This window comes from Aquimarina sp. ERC-38, assembly GCF_026222555.1.
Lineage (GTDB): Bacteria > Bacteroidota > Bacteroidia > Flavobacteriales > Flavobacteriaceae > Aquimarina.
Map to the genome: position 1 here is coordinate 4394299 of NZ_CP098511.1, position 21173 is coordinate 4415471.

Consider the following 21173-nt stretch of genomic DNA (forward strand, 5'->3'; position numbering starts at 1 on the left):
TATAAATCTCTAGTACTTCTAGTTATTCGTTGAGTTATACTTACTTCTAGTTTTACTTTTTAGTACGATTAGTATTTCATTCTACACTAGTTTAATTTGAATTTATGAAAAGAATACTTTTTATGGTTCTACTGCTTACGATATATTATAAAATTCAAGCACAAGGACCACCAATTACCGCAGATAAACCCATCATGCTGGGTGGTAAAAGCTTTACTACAAAAACCCTTACTGAAATTAGAAATACGGAAAGAGGAACCTCTGTTTATGTACCGGTGATGTTACACTATTTACCTACTGCTAACAGTTTGATTGCTTTGCATGTACCTCTTATTTATTATGATTTAAAGGATCAGAATGGTACTGATTTTGCTGATGTGAAAATACTGGGAAAATATCAGTTTTATCGTAAGGATGCCACTAGTAAAACTTTTCGTATGGTAGCAAAAACTTTACAAACCTTACCTACGGGCAAAGAACTTGACCTAATGGAATTAAGTACGGGTAAGTATAGTGGATATTATGGTATTGTTAGTGGTTATGAAACCTTAAAATACGGTATTTCAAGCGAAATAGGTTATAACTGGATGCCGGATGGTTCACTGGATGAAGTAAGAGCTAAACTAGGTTTTGGTTTACCACTATTAAAACCCCAATACCCTAATAAACAACTGAATTTATATTTTGAATATACCAGTAGCTGGTTACATGAACGGGAATGGTATCAATTGCTATATGCACAAGGAGTTCAATATGCCTTAAAGAATATCACTTTTGACCTGGCACTACAACTTCCGTTGGCACAACAAATAACTGAAAATAGAGCATTAAATTACTCAGTGTTTTTAGGAACACGTTACACTTTTTAAATAGATCAAAATGAAAAATATTATAATAATACTATGGCTAAGTGCAATAGGCACAATTACCTTACAAGCACAGAAAAATAAAGAAATGGATACTTTTGAAGTACAGGTGGACGGTTTAGGCTGCCCTTTTTGTGCATATGGACTGGAAAAGAAATTTAAAGAATTTAAAGGAATCAAGGATGTAAAAATCGATATTGAAACAGGTGATTTTTCTTTTTCTTATCCTTCAGACAAAGAACTTACTTTAGAAGCCTTGACAAGTCAGGTAGTCAAAGCAGGATACACCCCGAACCTTGCTACCATACAAAGGGCAGATGGTAGTATAGAAACCAATCGTAAAACCGTCGAAACCCCCTCAAACACTGAAAATCTTTTAACAGATCAACTTACTGTGTTTGGTAATTGTGAAATGTGTAAAGCACGAATTGAGAAAGCAGTTTTAGATATAAGCGGAGTTGCAGAAGCGTCCTGGAACGCTAAAAACCAACTATTAAAGGTTTCTTACGATTCTTTACAAACTACAAAAGATAAAATTGAAGAAACAATTGTAGCAACTGGGCATGAGACTAAGGATAAGAAGACGCCTGACGCAACTTTTAAATCTTTACCGGGATGTTGTCAATACAAAAGAGAACTAAAATGAAACTGGTTATAAAAATTTGGGTTGCGGTACTGTTTATAGCATCGTGCAAAAAAGAGACAGTACAACCGGACAAGTGGAGAATTAAAGAAGTAGTTATTTTAAATAACATTCATCCGATTGGTATTGCTGCGGATGGTAATGACTTTTTTATTAGTGATGGAGATCATAACCGGGTGGTAAAAACGGATCGTGAGGGTGAGGTTTTAATTGAATATCCTAACCTGGAACGACCAATGCATTTGGACTTTGGACAAGTTCCCAGTAATTTAGGGGAAAAATCTTTTAATATCGCTACAGATAGAACTTTGCTGGTTCCTGAATACGGGAAGGATTCCATTGCGATAATTAAAGATAATGATAGAAGCTATTTACCTAGTTTACCAAACCTGGATGCCCCGGCGGCGGTCTCTGTATCTGAAAAATTTATTGCTATTGCTGATTTTTATAATCACCAGATTGTATTCTATGACGGAGATCAATGGAAACGTATCGGAAAAGAAGGTCATATTCTTGGGGAATTATACTATCCTACGGATGTTCAAATTTTTAATGACACGCTATATGTAGCAGATGCTTACAATCATCGGGGCCAGGTATTTTCATTAGATGGAAAAGTCATTCGTAGCTTTGGAGAAACCGAAGGTTTTAATGCGGCTACCGGAATTCTGGTTACCAAAAATAATATATATTTGACTGATTTTGAAAACAACCGGGTATTGAGTTATGACCGTTCGTTTAACCTAGTTCAGGAATTGTCCATATCCATCGACAAGCCTACGGATGTGCTTAAGAATAATGACCAACTAATTATCACTAATTATAAACGTGGAGAATTAGTAATTTTTCAACCAGAATTAGATTCGCAATGAAAACATCTCGTTATCAAATAAACGGAATGACTTGTACTTCTTGTAAATCACAAGTTGAATCCTATTTGAAGTCTTTGCCGGGGGTTCAAGACGTTGAAGTTAGCTTGGAGAGCAAGCTCGCCAAAATTATCTCAACTGCACCGGTAAAAATTACAGAAGTACAAAAGGTTTTACCTGCTAAATACAAAGTAAGTGATCATTTTATTTCCGAATCTGATACTAGTTCATTACTAGAAAAGGATGTATTGATAACCTCAAAAAAGGATGAGAACTTCAAAGGGGTTCAAACAGAAGATGCTACAAGCAAGATCAAGCAACTAAAACCCCTTTTACTGATTTTCTTTTATCTAATAATGGCAACGCTGTTTATTAATCGGAATAGTTTATTTGTTGGAGAAATGATGTTGGACTTTATGGGACTTTTCTTCATTGTTTTTAGTTTTTTCAAAATATTAGATATTGAAGGATTTAAAGAAAGCTTTTCCATGTACGATCCACTAGCAAAGAAGCTGGATATCTACGGGTTTATTTATCCATTTTTAGAAATTGGATTAGGAGTTTGTTTTTTAACCCGAAATTACCTCACTCCTACGCTTATCATCACCCTTTTTATCTTAGGTATTACTACGGTTGGAGTTATGAGTACGTTGTTAAATAAGAAGAAAATTCAATGTGCTTGTTTAGGTACTGCGCTAAACCTTCCTATGACAGAAGCTACTTTTATTGAAAACACAATAATGATCGTAATGGCAGTTAGTATGCTTTTGTTATAAAGAAATTACGAAAAAGGGAACGTTAGGTTGTAAGATAATTGAATAAGAAAGTTTGCTGAAGATATATTGTAAGGGTTTGAAAATATAATGTACAATTCAGTTTCTATGACAATTATAAATTAAAAGTGTAATAAGTTTTATTGATGATAAGTGCTAGAGCTAGAGGTATAACTTTACTTCTTATTGTATTTGAGATACTTATTTTGTTCTTACCCTCCGTTAGTTTCTTTTCATAGTAAACCTTTAGCGAACTTTCTATAAGCCTTACTGAATATATATATATATATATATCATTCATTTGGATTAGGGTTTAAGTTCCATATCTGCCACCCTAAAGACCCCTATGTTGGTCTTTAGGCTAGTTCAAGATGCTTCTAAAGTATACAACATTAGCAATACAAATTGGTCCGTACGGGTTCAAAATTTTGGTAAAACCTATTTATCTTACCAAGCAACCACTATATCACTACCTTGCCTCACAACCATACCTCTTTTATCCTTTCCACATGCTCCTTTAAAGTATGGTGAACGTGTGAATTTCAATATAAATACATTAAAGGTTCTACAAACCTAAATGAGATAAAAATTACCTTAGGAATAAAAAACATTAAACCGGTTCGTTCTTTAAACTATACTTTTCTAATAAAAGGTGATGTAGTTTATATGCTAAAAATCCTAATAAACTACCAACTACCATACCAGTGAGGATGTCTAATGGATAATGTACACCTACGTAAATACGGCTATAGCTCACTACAATTGCCCAGATTAACATTAACGGAATGATAAAACTTAAACGCTTACGTAGAACTAGTATGGTAAAAATTGCCAATGCAAAGGAATTAGTTGCATGACCCGAAAAATAACCAAACCTACCGCAACGAGGTGCAATAAAACGGGTAAAGTCTGCTACTCCTTCTGCCCTGCAAGGTCGGGGACGTTGAAAAATGACGTATTTAAAAAGATTTGCCAGTTGATCGGAAGTAACTATAAGTAACGCAACTAACACTAAGGTCATCACCGTTCCTTTAATTCCCAAAAATCGATAAAAAATCAACAGCAGTATAAAGTATAGTGGAATCTGATAAAATTTTTCGGTCATAAATAACCAAAAACCATCCCAAGCCGGACTTCCTAAATTGTTCAGATAGATAAATAAATCTTTATCCAGTTGGATAAGTTCTTCCATAGAGACAATTTTTACATGATAGAATCTAAAACTTTAATCTTCATACCTAGATATCTCACGATCATAAAATTTATTGGCCTCTCGGATCAGACCTTCTGCTTCACTTTCTAATTCTTTCTGGTCATGTTGGTCAAACTCTTCCAACCATTCTACGTCGTCATTTTCAAGGTTGATAATAAAACGGGGAAACTCCGTATGCACTACAAAAATAGCATCGGGATAATCCGTATTGTCCCCCAGTAAGAATTTTGGAAATTCCATAGTTATAAATTTTTGTCACTAGTTTGATTCTTAGCTCAAAATAAAGGTCAAAAGTATAACTCTAGAATCAATTACCCAAGGTATCTTTCTATTTGATTTATTCAATGATGATCTGAACCCTGGCATTAGAACCAGGTTCTTCCAGTTCGCCTTCTTCCAGTTCTTTTGGTTCTGTATTTGCAACTCCCACAGCTTCAATAATGGTTTCATCAATACCATTTTCAATCAAATATTCTCTTACGTAATCCGCACGGGTATCTGCAATAATTTCGTTTTCAAAATCAATACTGGTATCATTCGCATGTCCAATAATTTTGATGCTATCAATTTTAAAAATTTTCATGTATTGGAGGTAAGAGTCCAGCGCAGTTTTAATTTCCTCATACACTTCGGTTTCTCCGATAAGGTAATCGATATCTTTAAAATCCAATGCCATATTACAAATATCATCTTCTACCAGGTTTTCTACTTTTTGTAATTCCCTCAACTCCAGATCGTCTACAAAGTAATAAGCATCTCTAAAATCCCCTCCTTTTATACCTTTACCCTTCGGGCTATTAGAAAAATAACCGATAGACACGTATTTCTCAGTACCTTTTGCTTTATATACCCCACATACTTTAGTCCAACCCTGAGTATCGCAAAGCAGTTCGGGAGAAGTAATGTGTAGGTTAAACTTGGATGTTTCCGTAATCCTAGGAACAATAGCCGTAAAATAAGGTCCGATGGATGAAGTGCACGAATTAGAGATACCTTCGGATAAAGAAACATACATATGAAAATAGTAGTAGGTTCCTGCTTTTAAAGGAGCTGTTAATGGAGCTATAATACCTTCTTTAGAAGCATTTCCTGCTACAAAGAAACCTACTTTACCTTCGCCGGTACGAGGTTCCTGAGGGCCAAATTGATTCAAAAATTTAGGTGCCTTATGAGCAAAGTCTACTTCAGCTAAAAAAGGATGATAGGCGTCCGGCGAATTAGTCAGGGCTTTCCAATCGGACATAATTCCGAAATTCCGCATCTGATGAGTTAGTTTTTTAACTGCAACATTGGTTTCTTCAAAACTGGGGTTGGGAATTAAGTTTTGAGAGTAAATACTATTTATTTTTATAAAAAGAACACAGTTTATAAAAAGTAGCAGGCTAAATTTTGGGATTTTCATGGTTTTGTACTTAGGTTATTTTTGAAATATAAATAAATTATCCCTTCTAACAAAGAACTCTATCGTATTGTTATACGAATGTAGTACCGGGTTCTAAATTATCCCTATCTGATTATTTGCTTAACATTTTTGACAGAGTATTAAAACGATATATTAATAAAATTGCCGAAACACTAAGGCCTGCTAGTAAACCTATCCATATCCCCAGGCTTTTATAGGAGGTGTATAGGCCCAGGTAAAAACTAATTGGAAAACCAACCAACCAATAGGCAATAAAGGTAATTAGTGTTGGAATTTTTACATCTTGTAATCCCCTTAAGGCTCCCAAAGCAACTACTTGCAATCCGTCACTAATTTGAAATAAAGCGGAAACTAGTAGCAACTGAGAAGCCATGGTCACCACCTCTTTAATATCATTAATCTCTGCCATATTTGATTTATCAAGATACAACCAGGGTAAAAGGGAATGAAATACTACAAAAAACAAAGCAAAAACAATTGCAATTACAAAAGTTAGTATAAATACCGAGTGTGCAATACGCCTTAGTTCATGGTACGCCTTTAATCCTTTTTGATTCCCAACCCTAACCATAGAAGCGACGCTTAGCCCCATAAATACCATAAAAGTCATCGAACTTAGGTTTAAAGCTATCTGATTCGCCGCCTGGACATTTTTCCCCAGAATTCCGGATAACCAGATGGCTGCGGTGAAAATGGCTACTTCAAAAAACATCTGTAATGCAGAAGGGAATCCTAGCTTTATAATTTTATAGAATACACTTTTCTTAAGTACCCAGATTTTAATATGGGTCACATACCTTTGTGATTTCTCATGCGTACTCATAAACTTCCAGAGCAATAACAACATTAGGAAACGAGCAATTAATGTTCCGATAGCTGCTCCGACAATGCCCAACTTTGGAAAACCGAAAGTACCGAATATCAAAAGGTAATTAAAGATAACATTTAATATATTCGCAATAACCGTAGCATACATAGGGGGTTTAGTCATCGATAATCCATCCGAAAATTGTTTAAATGCTTGAAAAATAATCAAGGGAATTAATGAAAAAGCTACAATGTCTAGGTAAGGACTTGCCAGTATAACTACTTCTTCCGGTTGCTTCATATAATAAAGTAGCGGTTTTGCTATAAAAACCAACAAAAAAAGAAAAACTCCTAAAATGCTACAAAGCCATAATCCGTGTTTAAAATAAGACTTTCCGTTTTTAAAATTCTGTTCTCCGTCAGCTTCTGCGACCAGCGGGGTGATCGCTGTAGAAAAACCAATACCTACGGACATGGCAATAAATATAAAACTGTTTCCCAGAGAAACTGCGGCCAACTCTGCGGTACCTAATTGTCCCACCATAATGTTATCAGCTAAAGCGACCAGGGTATGTGCAATCATACCCATCATGACCGGTGCAGCCAGGGAAAGATTATATTTAAACTCTTTAGTATAATTTGATAAAGTCATAATTCCGGTAAAGATACAGATACCACCAGAACGAAAAAAAGACCGTCTTGCATAAAACGGTCTTTTTTAAAGTGAGTTGTTTGAGTTTGTAGTGTCGTACGATAGAGTTAGTATCATACGACCGTGTGTAAAGTAGTTAAAATGAAGTGAGTTATTTTGTTAAATATATTGTTATTTTTCGTTAAACAAATATAATTTATGCAGGGATCAGATTATCAGTAAAAACATTATTTATACCCTACAAACTAGAATTCGTAAACAACCATAAAGAATTCGATATTAAAAAATAAATAAAGTGGTTAAAAATCACGCAAACGTTTGCGCATAAGTGGTAATTTTCGTCCTAATTCTATCAAATTAACAGTTACAACACCATTAATAAAATATCCAGAAAAATTTAGTAGGCAATAATGTAAAACTGTCACGGCTTCAATACGTTATTGACTCAGTAAACGTTTCATATTTACATTTTCATAATTACGTTTTACAAATTCCAAAGCGGTTTTTAACACTTCCCCCATAGACCTACTACGCCTGAATTTTAAATCCAGAGTAAAATCATAAAGATGTTTTTTTAATTCGTCCACATTCTCTTTAGTAGAAATATGATCTTTACACATACATCGGATCAAACTTTCATAACGGGAACGAGAATTGATAATCCGTTTTGCTAATACCGATCGCTCTTCTTTTTTATATTGCTCGATAGAATTAGGTTCTAGCCGGTTCATTACGATACTAACCATGTCAAAATTTTCTTTAAAAAATTGAGGTTGATACACTTTCAATTTTCCTTCATAACACTGCTGATCAAAGTCGATTGCCCTTATTTTGTAGTCTACATTTTCAAAATCATGAGTAGGAATCACCACATAGTTATAAGATCGCATATCTCCCAGCAAACGCATTTGGCACCGCTCGTTAAATTTGACAAACTCCTTGGCAATTTGTGCTTTTGCCTGATCATTTAATTGAAGTAAAAATTCTTTAATAAATTCATCCCCCGGGATTCCGGCAATATGCTCTTCTATAAGCGTATCTTTAAAAACTAGAAAGTTAATCCGATTGGGAGAAAGCATGTGTTCCAGTTCCAATCCGTAAATTCGGGAAGCATCCGCTTTTTTAACGTAAATATAAGTGTAGTTATCATTTAGAATATTTCTAATCTTAATTCTAAAAGGCTTAGAATTGCCAAAAGTACAATAATCAATAGCATCAATATTTAGAAATTCAATAGCATCCTCATTCCCATCAGAATGTAAAATAGTATACGCTTTTTTTAAACTTAATATGATTTCAGGACGTTCGTGTTCTTCATAATACACCCTGACCCAAAGTGTATCATCATCATTAAGATCATATACCGCTACAGAACCGGAAAACCGTAATAAATCCTCATAAAAAACCGGGATTTTAATTTTACGGTTACACTCCTTTAAATACGTATCTAATAAATCATTAATAGGATACGTGGGTTTCTTTTTGGACATTAACTTCTCCTCCATAGTTTAAAAATACATAATAATACTTCCCTTTTTCATCAGTTAAGCAGAAATATCTGTGTTTCATCTAAAAATCCCGCAGAACTAAAATCTTTTAAAATAAATGTCGTTACTTTATACTATATCCCCCCTGCGATATAGTTTATTAACCACCTTAAATTTCAGTTAAAAAATGAAAAATTCATTTATTTTAACAGCACTCTTCGTATGGTTTTATGGGAGTATGATTGCACAACATCAAGAAGATTCATTTTACGCAACCATGTCCCTTTCGGATGCAAAAGAATTAAAGAAAAAACATCCTTCAGAAATTAATATTATCAGTAAAAAAAGAAATGAAGCCGCTGTTCTACTTACTGATCTGGGAGGACATTTGTTACATGAACAGATATTAGTACATGGTCCGGGTTATATCTATGCAACTTCAGAAGATGAAGCTATAAAGGCTATTCAGCAATCCTATATTCAAAAGGTTAAAAATGTAGCTGACTATACCATTACAGAAGATGCTACGGTTCAAAAGGTATTACCAATTATCAATGTAGATAGTATTACCAATCATATTAAAGAACTGGAAGCTTTTGGAAACCGATACCATACTTCTCCGTCCGGAAAACAATCTGCCCTGGATTTAAAAATAAAATGGGAACAAATAGCCGCTGCTTATAATCGAGATGATGTTTCAGTACGCTTGTATGATCATGAGCGTACCCCTATGCCATCCGTAATTATGACTATTGAAGGAACCGAACTTCCTGATCAGATCGTAGTGGTAGGAGGGCATTTGGATTCTACTTCAAGACACCTAACAGACCGTGATGATCCAAATTCAAGAATTGCCCCGGGTGCTGATGATGATGCTTCCGGTATCGCTACCATTACAGAATCTGCAAGAGCTTTATTCGAAATTGGTTTTAAACCCAAACGAACCATTGAGATCATGGCATATGCCGCCGAAGAAATTGGGCTGGTTGGCTCTAAAGAAATAGCGAGTGCTTATGATGCACAAAATAAAAATGTAATTGCAGTAGGCCAGTTTGATATGACTTTATACAACGGTTCTGCAAAAGATATTCATTTTGTAGAAGATAAGGGAGTAACAGATGTAGAACTTACTGATTTTTTTGAAAGTTTGCTGGACTATTATAATAGCGAGGGAGCACATAAAATCACCTATGGTTTTACAAGTTGCGGTTATGGTTGTTCTGATCACCACAGTTGGGGAACACAGGGGTTTAGAGCAGCCTTTCCTTTTGAAGCTAACTTTAGTAACTCTAATAACAATATCCATACTAAAAATGATACGTTTTCTTTAATTGGAACGGCTAACCATGCCGTAAAGTTTGCCAAGCTCTGTAGCGAATTTTTAATTGAGGTTGCCAAAGACAGTCGGAAAACCCTTGCTACTCCTTCTTATGAAAAGGACAACTATACCGTATTTGTACAGAATAAAGTATTATCCTATGAGCTAGATCAAAGTTTAAAAGTAGAACAATTGCAAATCTTTGACGTAAATGGAAAATTAGTATTTTCTTCTCAGCTAACTGATAATAATGGAACTATGTCTCTTACTGACTTGGTTACCGGAGTTTATGTAGTATCTATCAAACTAACCAGTGAAAATACAATTACCAAGAAAATAGTGTTGTAACCTTCTACAGCGATCTGACTATTTAAAATTATTAGTGTCTGAAAAAGATTCAAAATCGCTATCGCTTCTGAAATCAGGAATCAGGAATAATTATTATAATATTGAAAATCAATATTATAATAATTATTTACGTTAAAAAAAATTCACTTCAAAAAAGTAAAAAAGCAACCTCTAAATGCTTTAAAGTTTAGGAGCACCTAATTTTACTATGCTTTTTAAACTTTTATTCAATATGACCAAACACTAAGAATCTTAAATTCTGCCATCTTTAAAAATTTTCTTTAGAAGAAAGATTGCATGTGCGTTTTTTATAAAAGAAAAAAGTTGCTAACACACTCACTAACTGAAACTTCATATTTTCTAGTTTTCAGTTAACTAAGGACTAATAAACTATTAATATTTTTAAAGAACTAACGTTCTTTAGCGGATAATTCTCGGTAAAATACCACACGTCAATAATATTCTGTTAATTTTAAAACATTTATTATCAATACTTTAACTTCCTAATAAAAATAAATTAAATTTAAGTTATCACTAATTTAAATTTAAGTATTTATGAAAACTCAAAAATTAATTTTACTTACAGCTTTAGCTGTAAGCATGGTACAATGTTCTAATGAGGTTGAGAATGACCTTAAACCAGTAGAAACTTCAATTGTTCAGCAGGATATCCCTGCCGATATTCTAGCCAAACTTGAAAGTATGGGATTTGATAGAGATAAAACCTCTATAGAACCTACTGAGGGAGGATATATAGTTGACGGGGACATTGTGATGACTGAAGAAATGCTAAGAAGCCCTGTTCAAAAACAGGCCTTTCTTAGTATCATGAATTGTAATCGGGCAGGTAATATTCGTATTCAAAATGCTTTAGGTAACAATGCTGCCGGAAGAGGGTTCCAAAGAGGTATCAACCTTTGGAACAGAGTTAATAGTACTACATTACGTTTGATCCCTGTAAACAATAACCCGGATATTCTGGTAAGGTTATCCCGACCTGGAGAAATAGGTGGTTGGGGACGCGGAGAGTTTCCTACTAACGGAGTTGAAGGTGGTTTGATTCTATTAAATTTAAATGAACCATCCATCAACGGAGATCCGGTGAATGCCAGAGAATGGGGAAATATATTAGCTCATGAAATAGGGCATAACATAGGGCTTCTGCATATCGAACAGAGCTTTTTAGGTAGACAAATACCAGGAACAGTGTTTAGGGATCCTAATTCAATTATGACCTCCGGATCAAATCCCAGTGTTGTATTCAATGCAAATAACGTCTCTTTTAATGATCGAAGAGCTGTACAACGTATGTATAGTAATAGAAGAAATAGGTTATGTCGTCGATAAATCTTTGATACATATTATCGATGCTAAAAAAAGGCTGTCTATAAAATATAGGCAGTCTTTTTTAGTATCATTAACATCAGTAAATAATTAGAAAATTCAAGTTCTTCCAACTTTTCAAACAAAATTAAAGATTAAACTCATATACTTCAATTTGGTTTGATACTTAGATTCTTCTTTAGAACCGCGTTTTTGTAAAACTATAAACAGACAACCAACAATTTATATATACAAATATGACTGCTCGCACATCATAGTTTTTAAAATGCTATGTAACAAAAAGTGCTTATTTGCGTCATGTACATATACGATTAGTAGTTGGCAGGTTGCCTTTAAAATTTTGTTCCGATTATAAAACTACTATATTGTCTTATTGTTTTAACTTTCAACATCTACTAAATTAAGCTATTGGAAAATATACTTACCTTACATAATATCACTAAAAAATTCGGAGGAATTACGGCGGTAAATCAGCTTTCCTTTACCATTAAAAAAGGAAATGTTTATGGCATCCTGGGTCCTAATGGAAGTGGTAAATCCACTACCCTGGGTATTGTTTTAAATGTTGTAAATAAAACTTCCGGTGACTTTACCTGGTTTAATGGAAACCTATCTACCCACGAAGCCTTAAAAAAAGTGGGAGCTATTATTGAACGCCCCAATTTCTATCCGTATATGACTGCTTACCAAAACTTAAAACTGGTTTGTCAAATTAAAGAAGTAACTACGGATAAAATTGAGGAAAAGCTGGAAATAGTAGGTCTTTTAGACCGAAAAGATAGTAAGTTTAGTACCTTCTCCCTGGGAATGAAACAGCGATTGGCCATTGCATCCGCTTTATTAAATGACCCCGAAATATTAATTTTAGACGAACCTACAAACGGTCTGGATCCTCAGGGAATTCATCAAATCCGTGAAATCATAAAAAAAATTGCCGCTAGAGGTACTACCATCTTGTTGGCCTCTCATTTATTAGATGAAGTGGAAAAAGTATGTTCGCATGTAATTATCATTAGAAAAGGCAATAAACTTTACGCTGGCTCCGTAGACGAAATGAACCGAACACATGGATTTTTTGAAGTGGCTGCTACTGAAAATGAACTATTAAAGCTGGCTTTACAACAACTTCCGGTTATTGAAAGTGTAGAAGAAAAAGAGTCACTATTAATTGCTTATCCTAAACAAGAATTGGCTGCCGAAGAAATTAACCGGTTACTCTTTAAAAAAGGCATTGTACTCACACACCTTGTTAAACGTAAGGAAAGCCTGGAAGAACAATTTTTAAAATTAACTAACACCACCTCAGACCATGCTTAGATTACTTACCATAGAATTTTTTAAACTAAAACATAGTCGGGCAGCCAAAGTAATTACCATTACCTACTTTGTTTTATTTCTTTTTATAGCATTAATAGCTTCCTTAGAATTTGATTTCGCAGGTATTCACCTTAGGATTGCAGACCAGGGAATTTTTAATTTTCCGTATATCTGGCACTTTAATACGTATATCGCTGCTTTTGCCAAGTTGTTTTTGGCCATTGTTATTGTCTCCATGATGTCTAACGAGTACAGTCACCGTACCTTAAAGCAAAACCTAATTGACGGACTTAGTAAAAAAGAATTTATTGCCTCCAAGTTTCTGACGGTTTTTGTGTTTGCCCTAATTTCTACGCTATTCATTTTCGTATTATCATTAATCTTAGGATTGGCTTTTTCAGATTATAACGAATTTTCAATTATTACCTCAGACTTAGAATATCTCCTGGCGTATTTTATAAAACTGATAGGTTTCTTTTCCTTTTGTTTATTTTTAGGAATACTGGTAAAGCGTTCTGCTTTTGCCCTAGGCTTTTTATTTATCTGGTTTATCATTGAAAATATTATTTATGCCTTGTTAAAATATAAAGTATTTGAAGATGACCGCATTGCAGATACTATTGCTACCTTTTTTCCTTTAACCGCCATGGCGAACCTACTTGTAGAACCTTTTACCAAGCTGGATTTTATGAAAAATGCAGCAAATCAGCTAGGTTCCGAATTTGTAAAAGACTACGTTGTACACTGGTATGACCTTTTAATTGTTTGCTGTTGGACCGTTATTTTTATTTACTTATCCTATTTATTATTAAAAAAGAGGGATTTGTAATATCTTAGTGTCTAATTTTGAGATCACTAAGTACATTTATTATCCTCACCGGACTTCTACTGGCAAGCACTTCCCTGTTTGCACAGGGAGAAGCGAATAACTGGTATTTTGGAATAAATGCAGGGCTTAATTTTAATACTACCCCTCCTACTCCCCTTACTAACGGTCGTATACGCACGCTGGAAGGTGCTACCGCAATTTCGGATGCTACCGGGGCACTACTTTTTTATACGGACGGTTCCATTGTATATAACAGAAACCATGATGTTATGGAAAATGGTACCGGGCTTAAAGGCGATGAATCCAGTACAACCTCAGCCCTGATCGTTCCGCAACCGAATAGTGCGGATCGGTATATTATCTTTACCGTAGACGAACCACATCATTTTAACGCAGATAATGATGCATCTACCATAGATAGTGATGGTGTCAATAATGGTTTTATGTATTCTATCGTAGATATTACGCTAGATAATGGTTTAGGAGCCGTAATTGATACTCAAAAAAACATTCCGTTAATTACTTATGACACTACGGATGCTACGCAGGTTGCCTATAAATGTTCTGAAAAAATCACCGCAGTAAAAAGCGAAACTTGTAATTCTTTCTGGGTAATTACCCATTTTATAGATTCGTTTTATGCCTTTGAAGTAGATCAAACCGGGGTAAATCCCAATCCAGTCGTTTCAAAAACAGGAGTTACCGTTCCGATCTCCGGGTATCGCAGGAATGCCTTGGGTTATTTAAAAGCATCTCCTACTGCTGATAAATTAGCGGTAGCCCATCTGGGATTTGCGACAATGACAGGCGAAGATGCTCCGGGTAAGATAGCACTATATGACTTCGACAATGTAACCGGACAGGTAACTAATGAAACAGTACTCTATAATGGAGATGCTCCTTACGGTATCGAATTTTCACAGTCCGGTAGTAAATTATATGCTACAGTAGGCTTGGGTGACAGTGGTATAGATGAGAGCTTTATTATTCAGTATGACCTAGCCTTACCTCAAAATCAAATTGCAGCCAGCGGAATACGTATTTCAAATGAAAACGGTAGTACTACAAGCGATTTCAGTTCCGGTGCTTTACAAATTGGTCCGGATGGAAAAATTTATCGGGCTTTGTATAATTTTAATACTAATGACGGAGATTATCTGGGGGTTATTGAAAACCCGGAATCCGATGCCAATAATGTACAATATAGAGATCGCGGTATTTTAGTTAATACGGATGGACGACGGATATCACAAATAGGTTTACCCCCGTTTATTCAATCCATATTTGCTGAAACTATTGATATTATCAACAATGGAAATAGTAACGACACCAACCTGGCTTTATGCCAGGGACAAGGCTACCGACTTTCTTATCAAATGATTCCGGGTGCCACTTATAGGTGGTATTTTAATAATCAACTGACTACAAACAATACCCCTTTTTTTGATATTAATAACGAAGGTAATTACCGACTTGAAGTAGACCCAAACAATGGCAGTTGTCCGTTAATCGGTGTCGCTAATGTAACCCGTAACCAAAATCCTGCAATAACAAATGTCACCTTATCACAATGCGATATTAGCCTTCCTTTAAACGATGGTAGATCTATTTTTAATCTCGAAGAAGCTAATAGTTTTATGGTAACCGAAGAAGCGTTGTTTAATTTTTCTTTTTATCAAGATTCGGCAGACGCAATCAATGAAGTAAACGAAATCCCTAATCCTCAATCTTACCAAAATCAACCGAATCAAATAGTATATGTAAGAGCTGTAAATAAAGTAACGGGTTGTGCTGGTTTTGGAGAATTACAACTTAAAATCAGTACCACTACTGCAAACGACATCGTTTGGGCAGTTTGTGATGAAGATGGAATGAATGATGGGTTCACTAGCATTCTTCTAAATGAAACAGAAAGCGCATTAATAGAAGGTTTGGCTAATACCGGGTTTATTTTTAGTTATCACTTATCCCCCGAAGATGCTCTGTCCGAACAGAACCCTATTACGACCTATCAAAATACGGTTGCTTACAGTCAGGGTACGGAAATTATTTATGCACGTATAGAAGATACTAACAACAATTGCTTTGGAATACAAACTATTAATTTATTTATTAATACCGTACCTCCGGTAATTACCGAAGAAGAAATGGCTTTATGTACAGATAAGACCTTATCCATTCCATCGGGAATTAAGGAGGCCGGACAAAATGTGCAAGATTACGAATATCTATGGTCTACCGGAGAAACCACTGAGAGCATTTCTATTACTCAAAATGGCACCTATACGGTTACTATTATTGATAAAGATACAGGTTGCTCCATAGAAAGAAAAATCACTACCATATCATCAGAACCTGCCCGGATCGAACGTGTTTTGATTAAGGATGCACAGGAGAATAATGAAGTTATCATCGAAGTTTCCGGTTCGGGAGTTTATGAATATGCGTTGGAAACTGAAGATCTATTAGGTGACTTTCAGGATAGTACTACTTTTACTAATGTATCTGCCGGAACGTATCGTATTGTTGTTAAAGATAAAAACGGTTGCGGAGAGGTCAAAAGCGACTTTTTTACGGTAATTAGTTTTCCAGCTTATTTTACTCCGAACGGAGATACTTTTCATGAAACCTGGAACCTGGAGGGAATTCAAGATGCAAGTACAACTACATCCCTGATCCGTATTTTTGACCGAAATGGAAAATTACTTAAACAGATAGCACCCGGTAGTTCCGGATGGGATGGTACTTATCAGGGTAAACTTATGCCTTCAAGTCAATATTGGTTTAAGGCTACCCTGGAAAATAATCGGGAAGTAACCGGTAGTTTTGCCTTAATCCGTTAAGCACACGTTAAATTACTCCAATTTGAATTCTTAAAACCTATACAGTAGTTATCTTTAAGCACAACTAAAAACGCTACAAAGCACATTTATGAAGAAAATTTTACCTGTACTTCTTGCAACAGTATGTGCATTTACCACATTTTCACAAGAATACTTTCCAAAAAATGACGGAATAAAAACCACAAATACCAATTATACGGCACTTACCAATGCCACCATACACATTTCACCCGAAGAAACCCTTACTAATGGAACTTTGTTGTTTCAGAAAGGAAAAATTGTTGCGGTAGGAAAAAAAGTGGAACTTCCTGAAAACACATTAGTTATTGATAGCAAAGACAAGCATATTTATGCTTCCTTTATTGATCTGTTTACGGATTTTGGTATTAAAAAGCCAGAAAAGAAAGCAGACAACCCTTTTAGTGGCCAACCGCAATATGGCCCCGGGAGAGAAGGTCATTACTGGAATGACCATATCCGACCTGAAACTAATGCATTGGCTTCTTTTACTTATGATAAGAAAAAAGCAGAGGAATTTATCAAACAAGGTTTTGGTACCGTCCAGGCGCATATGCCGGATGGAATTGCGAGAGGTACCGGCTTGCTGGTTACCCTACAAGATCAGGTGACTAATGGTGAACGTTTACTATCAGATGCATCAGCTCAATTCTTTTCTTTTGAAAAAAGTGCAAAAAGTAAGCAGTCCTATCCTACCTCATTAATGGGAGCTATGGCTTTATTACGCCAAATGTACCTGGATGCGAATTGGTATGCGGGTGGTCAATCGGATAATAAGGATATTTCATTAGAAGCTTTAATCCGAAACAAGAACCTACCTCAAATTTTTGATGCTGGAAGTCGTATCAATAGTGTTCGTGCGGATAAGGTAGGAGATTATGCCAACGTCCAGTATATTTTACTGGGTGGCGGAGATGAATTTGAGCGAATTACTAATGTAAAAAACACGGCTGGTTCCTACATTATCCCAGTAAATTTTCCGGAAGCTTATGATCTTTCTGACCCTTTAAACAATGACCTGGTAAGCCTGGCAAAAATGAAGCAATGGAATCAGGCACCTACCAATCCGGGTGTTTTACAAAAAAACGGAGTACCATTTGCGGTAACCACCCATAAGCTAAAAAAGCTAAGCAATTTTCATACTAAAATTAAAAAAGCAATTCAATACGGTTGGAATAAAAAGGATGCTTTGGCTTCTCTTACCACAGTACCCGCTCTGCTTCTGAATAAAAGTAATGAATTAGGGACTTTAAAAACAGGTGCATATGCTAATTTTCTGGTAACAGATAAAGAGATTTTTGAAGAAGATATGGTCTTGTTTGAAAATTGGATACAGGGACATAAGAATATTATTACTGACCGCAACCTGATAGATATTACCGGGAAATACAGCCTTAAAACCGATGCTGAAACATATAACCTGGAAGTTACCGGAACTCGGATAAAACCTACCGTTAAAGTTACTCAGGACAGTACAAAAATAAACAGCAAACTGGTTTATAAAAACAACCGAATAAGCCTGTTACTTACAGGTAAAGATACTACTCAAACTTCGTTTATCAGGTTCACAGGATTAGTGGATAAAAATTCAAAAAACTGGAACGGGGAAGCTATTATGCCGGATGGAAGTAGTAGTTCTTTTACCGCAATAAAAACGGGGGAAGTTGAAAAAAAGAAAGCGACTCCAACTAAAGAAAATTATGAAGTAGTCCCAGTCACCTATCCGAATATGGCCTATGGGGTCGAAAAATTACCTCAAAAAGAAACCCTGTTATTTAAAAACGCTACACTTTGGACTAATGAAACCGAAGGTGTTCTAGAAGAAACTGATATTCTAATTAAAGATGGAAAAATTGCAAAAATTGGTAAGAATTTAAATATAAACGGAGCAAGTGTGGTCGATGCAACCGGAAAACATATTACTCCGGGGATTATAGATGAACATTCGCATATTGCTGCGGCTGCCATTAATGAAGCAGGGCATAACTCATCTGCAGAGGTAACTATTGAAGATGTGGTCACTCCTGATGATATTGAGATTTATCGCAATATTGCCGGAGGCGTAACTTCCATACAAATATTACATGGTTCGGCGAATCCGATTGGTGGCAGGTCTGCCATTATTAAATTAAAATGGGGAGAAGATGTTGATCAACTGATCTATAAAGACACTCCTAAGTTTATAAAATTTGCTTTGGGTGAAAATGTAAAACAAAGTAACTGGGGGGGTCGTAGCCGTTTTCCGCAGTCAAGGATGGGAGTTGAACAATTGTATATTGATTACTTTACCAGGGCTCGTGCCTATGATCAAAAAAAGAAAAGCGGAGCCGTTTATAGAAAAGATATAGAATTAGAAACCCTTGCGGAAATCCTGAATAAAGAACGTTTTATAAGCTGTCACTCTTATATTCAAAGCGAAATTAACATGCTAATGAAAGTTGCCGACCAATTCGGTTTTACCGTTAATACTTTTACCCATATCTTAGAAGGTTATAAAGTTGCCGACAAAATGGCAAAACACGGTGCCGGAGGTTCTACCTTTTCTGATTGGTGGGCTTATAAATATGAGGTAAATGATGCGATACCTTACAATGCAGCGATGATGCATAACCAGGGAGTAACCGTTGCCATTAATAGCGATGATGCGGAGATGTCACGCAGGCTTAATCAGGAAGCGGCAAAATCAGTAAAATACGGAAATATGAGCGAAGAAGATGCTTTAAAATTCGTAACGTTAAATCCGGCCAAACTCCTGCATATTGATGATCGGGTAGGTAGTTTAAAGGTAGGAAAAGATGCTGATATTGTACTGTGGACTACGCATCCACTTTCTATTTATACAAAAGCAGAAAAGACAATCATTGACGGTACTGTTTACTTTGACCTGGAAAAAGATAAAAGGCTCCGTCAACAAATGACAAAAGAAAAAAATAAGCTATCCGCTATGATGTTAAAAGAAAAGAATAAGGGCATGGCTACTAAAAAACCTGCTAAGAAAAGTAAAGAACATTTGCATTGTGATAGTTTACAAAGCGGTCTCTAATATTCTATACCAAAGATTAAGTTATTTACCTAACCCATTTTTATGATGAAGTTTTATTTATATATATTATTACTTTTAGCGGTACAACTAGGGAATGCCCAACAAACCCCGGCTCCTATTCAAAAAGAGATTTTTACTATTGTTGGCGCCACTGCTCATATTGGTAATGGAAACCTATTGCAAAACAGTGCTATCGTAATTGAAAACGGTAAGATTAAAGCTATAGGGAAACGTACAGAGGTCTCACCGGAGGGCACAACAATTGATGCTTCCGGAAAACATATATACCCGGGGTTTATCGCAACAAATACTACCTTAGGATTGATTGAGATTGATGCGGTAAGAGCTACTGATGATGAAAAAGAAATAGGAACCTTTAACCCACATATCCGTAGTTTAATTGCTTACAATGCAGAAAGTAAAATTGTAGAATCCATGCGGCCTAATGGTGTACTAATTGCACAAGTAGCCCCTAGGGGAGGAAGCATTTCCGGACGGTCCTCAGTGGTACAATTAGATGCCTGGAATTGGGAAGATGCGGTGATCAGCAAAGATGATGGTGTGCATATGAACTGGCCCAGTCCCTATAAACAAGGTCGCTGGTGGCTGGGAGAAGACCCGGATATTAAGCCGGACGAGGACTATCAGAAAAATGTAGATAAACTCTTAAATTACGTGCAACAAGCCAAGGTTGGACAAAACTATAAAGGAGATAGTACGGTTTCTAACCTAGAATTCCAGGCAATGCAAGGGGTTTTTAACAGTACTAAGCGTTTGTATATTCATGCTGATGCTAAAAAGGCTATTATTGACATAGTTCGTTTTATCAGTGACCAAAAAATTAAACATCCGGTACTGGTAGGGGCAAGTGAGGCCTATAAAGCAATAAGCGAACTTAAAAAGATCAACCTGCCTGTACTTTTAGAACGTACGCATTCCTTACCTACTTATGATGATGACGATTACGATCAACCTTATAAACAGGCAAAAACATTATCAGATGCGGGAATACTGGTAGGACTACAAAATTCCGGAGATATGGAACGCGCCAATACCCGTAACCTACCTTTTCAGGCAGGTACGGTAGTAGCCCACGGGATGGATAAAGAAAAAGCATTATCCCTGATTACTTTAAATAGTGCAAAAATACTGGGAATTGATCATCGATTGGGTAGTCTGGAAAAAGGGAAAGATGCTACGCTTTTTATTTCAAAAGGTGATGCCCTGGATATGCGAACAAATCAAATTGAAAAGGCTTTTATTAACGGAAGAGATTTAAGTCTGGAAAGCCATCAAACTAAACTATGGAAACGATATAGTAAGAAATATGAGCAACAGGGTCAGTAACTAATTGTATCTTTATCATGTTGATATTCATTC

At 35.7% G+C, this 21173-nt stretch carries 16 protein-coding genes; 11 read left to right on the forward strand and 5 right to left on the reverse strand.

The features are described from left to right. The first annotated feature begins 104 nt into the window (after nt 1–104). From NBT05_RS18225 to NBT05_RS18240, 4 genes are read left to right on the forward strand one after another with little or no spacing between them, the layout of a single operon-like run. On the forward strand, nt 105–869 hold the full coding sequence (locus NBT05_RS18225) for a hypothetical protein (protein ID WP_265771332.1): 765 nt from the start codon (nt 105–107) through the stop codon (nt 867–869). Nucleotides 870–879: 10 nt separating this feature from the next. Continuing rightward, nucleotides 880–1512 carry a heavy-metal-associated domain-containing protein gene (locus NBT05_RS18230; RefSeq protein WP_265771333.1) on the forward strand — a complete coding sequence of 211 codons (633 nt, stop codon included), beginning with the start codon at nt 880–882 and terminating at the stop codon, nt 1510–1512. Next, nucleotides 1509–2381 (forward strand): NHL repeat-containing protein, encoded by an 873-nt coding sequence (locus NBT05_RS18235; RefSeq protein ID WP_265771334.1) that lies wholly within the window; start codon nt 1509–1511, stop codon nt 2379–2381. Before NBT05_RS18230 ends, NBT05_RS18235 begins: the two co-directional genes overlap by 4 nt. Continuing rightward, the gene (locus NBT05_RS18240; RefSeq protein WP_265771335.1) at nt 2378–3154 is read left to right on the forward strand and encodes a heavy-metal-associated domain-containing protein; all 777 of its coding nucleotides are present in this window, start codon (nt 2378–2380) and stop codon (nt 3152–3154) included. Before NBT05_RS18235 ends, NBT05_RS18240 begins: the two co-directional genes overlap by 4 nt. A 607-nt stretch (nt 3155–3761) precedes the next feature. On the opposite strand, the gene NBT05_RS18245 is transcribed toward NBT05_RS18240, so the two are convergent. From NBT05_RS18245 to NBT05_RS18265, 5 genes are all read right to left on the reverse strand, one after another. Further along, on the reverse strand, nt 3762–4343 hold the full coding sequence (locus NBT05_RS18245) for a phosphatase PAP2 family protein (protein ID WP_265771336.1): 582 nt from the start codon (nt 4341–4343) through the stop codon (nt 3762–3764). Between the two features lie 33 nt (nt 4344–4376). Continuing rightward, a complete protein-coding gene (locus NBT05_RS18250) occupies nt 4377–4604 on the reverse strand; it encodes a hypothetical protein (RefSeq protein ID WP_265771337.1) in 228 nt (75 codons plus the stop codon). Nucleotides 4605–4701: 97 nt separating this feature from the next. Beyond that, complete coding sequence (locus tag NBT05_RS18255; RefSeq protein WP_265771338.1) at nt 4702–5766, reverse strand: OmpA family protein; 1065 nt, start codon at nt 5764–5766, stop codon at nt 4702–4704. Nucleotides 5767–5878: 112 nt separating this feature from the next. Further along, nucleotides 5879–7246: an MATE family efflux transporter gene (locus tag NBT05_RS18260; RefSeq protein ID WP_265771339.1), complete on the reverse strand. Its 1368-nt coding sequence runs from the start codon at nt 7244–7246 to the stop codon at nt 5879–5881. 437 nt (nt 7247–7683) lie between these two features. Then, entirely contained in the window at nt 7684–8751 is a 1068-nt protein-coding gene (locus NBT05_RS18265; protein ID WP_265771340.1) for a hypothetical protein, read from the reverse strand. 169 nt (nt 8752–8920) lie between these two features. Between NBT05_RS18265 and NBT05_RS18270 the strand changes: the two genes are divergently transcribed. The 7 genes from NBT05_RS18270 to NBT05_RS18300 all read left to right on the forward strand — a co-directional run bounded on the left by NBT05_RS18270 (nt 8921) and on the right by NBT05_RS18300 (nt 21140). Continuing rightward, entirely contained in the window at nt 8921–10399 is a 1479-nt protein-coding gene (locus tag NBT05_RS18270) for a M20/M25/M40 family metallo-hydrolase (protein WP_265771341.1), read from the forward strand. Nucleotides 10400–10954: 555 nt separating this feature from the next. Next, nucleotides 10955–11746: a hypothetical protein gene (locus NBT05_RS18275; protein ID WP_265771342.1), complete on the forward strand. Its 792-nt coding sequence runs from the start codon at nt 10955–10957 to the stop codon at nt 11744–11746. Nucleotides 11747–12151: 405 nt separating this feature from the next. Beyond that, the gene (locus NBT05_RS18280; protein ID WP_265771343.1) at nt 12152–13060 is read left to right on the forward strand and encodes an ABC transporter ATP-binding protein; all 909 of its coding nucleotides are present in this window, start codon (nt 12152–12154) and stop codon (nt 13058–13060) included. Beyond that, on the forward strand, nt 13053–13889 hold the full coding sequence (locus NBT05_RS18285; protein WP_265771344.1) for an ABC transporter permease: 837 nt from the start codon (nt 13053–13055) through the stop codon (nt 13887–13889). The genes NBT05_RS18280 and NBT05_RS18285 overlap by 8 nt, the downstream gene beginning before the upstream one ends. Before the next feature lie 17 nt (nt 13890–13906). Then, the gene (locus NBT05_RS18290; RefSeq protein WP_265771345.1) at nt 13907–16732 is read left to right on the forward strand and encodes a T9SS type B sorting domain-containing protein; all 2826 of its coding nucleotides are present in this window, start codon (nt 13907–13909) and stop codon (nt 16730–16732) included. Nucleotides 16733–16820: 88 nt separating this feature from the next. After that, nucleotides 16821–19793 (forward strand): amidohydrolase family protein, encoded by a 2973-nt coding sequence (locus NBT05_RS18295; RefSeq protein WP_265771346.1) that lies wholly within the window; start codon nt 16821–16823, stop codon nt 19791–19793. A gap of 42 nt (nt 19794–19835) precedes the next feature. After that, nucleotides 19836–21140, forward strand: a complete 1305-nt coding sequence (locus NBT05_RS18300; protein ID WP_416346175.1) for an amidohydrolase family protein — start codon at nt 19836–19838, stop codon at nt 21138–21140. Nucleotides 21141–21173: the final 33 nt, after the last annotated feature.

Excerpts from the sequence above, each read along its gene's own strand:
- NBT05_RS18225 (WP_265771332.1), top strand. The coding sequence starts at position 105 with ATGAAAAGAATACTTTTTATGGTTCTACTGCTTACGATATATTATAAA.
- NBT05_RS18230 (WP_265771333.1), top strand. The coding sequence starts at position 880 with ATGAAAAATATTATAATAATACTATGGCTAAGTGCAATAGGCACAATT.
- NBT05_RS18235 (WP_265771334.1), top strand. The coding sequence starts at position 1,509 with ATGAAACTGGTTATAAAAATTTGGGTTGCGGTACTGTTTATAGCATCG.
- NBT05_RS18240 (WP_265771335.1), top strand. The coding sequence starts at position 2,378 with ATGAAAACATCTCGTTATCAAATAAACGGAATGACTTGTACTTCTTGT.
- NBT05_RS18245 (WP_265771336.1), bottom strand. The coding sequence starts at position 4,343 with ATGGAAGAACTTATCCAACTGGATAAAGATTTATTTATCTATCTGAAC.
- NBT05_RS18250 (WP_265771337.1), bottom strand. The coding sequence starts at position 4,604 with ATGGAATTTCCAAAATTCTTACTGGGGGACAATACGGATTATCCCGAT.
- NBT05_RS18255 (WP_265771338.1), bottom strand. The coding sequence starts at position 5,766 with ATGAAAATCCCAAAATTTAGCCTGCTACTTTTTATAAACTGTGTTCTT.
- NBT05_RS18260 (WP_265771339.1), bottom strand. The coding sequence starts at position 7,246 with ATGACTTTATCAAATTATACTAAAGAGTTTAAATATAATCTTTCCCTG.
- NBT05_RS18265 (WP_265771340.1), bottom strand. The coding sequence starts at position 8,751 with ATGGAGGAGAAGTTAATGTCCAAAAAGAAACCCACGTATCCTATTAAT.
- NBT05_RS18270 (WP_265771341.1), top strand. The coding sequence starts at position 8,921 with ATGAAAAATTCATTTATTTTAACAGCACTCTTCGTATGGTTTTATGGG.
- NBT05_RS18275 (WP_265771342.1), top strand. The coding sequence starts at position 10,955 with ATGAAAACTCAAAAATTAATTTTACTTACAGCTTTAGCTGTAAGCATG.
- NBT05_RS18285 (WP_265771344.1), top strand. The coding sequence starts at position 13,053 with ATGCTTAGATTACTTACCATAGAATTTTTTAAACTAAAACATAGTCGG.
- NBT05_RS18295 (WP_265771346.1), top strand. The coding sequence starts at position 16,821 with ATGAAGAAAATTTTACCTGTACTTCTTGCAACAGTATGTGCATTTACC.
- NBT05_RS18300 (WP_416346175.1), top strand. The coding sequence starts at position 19,836 with ATGATGAAGTTTTATTTATATATATTATTACTTTTAGCGGTACAACTA.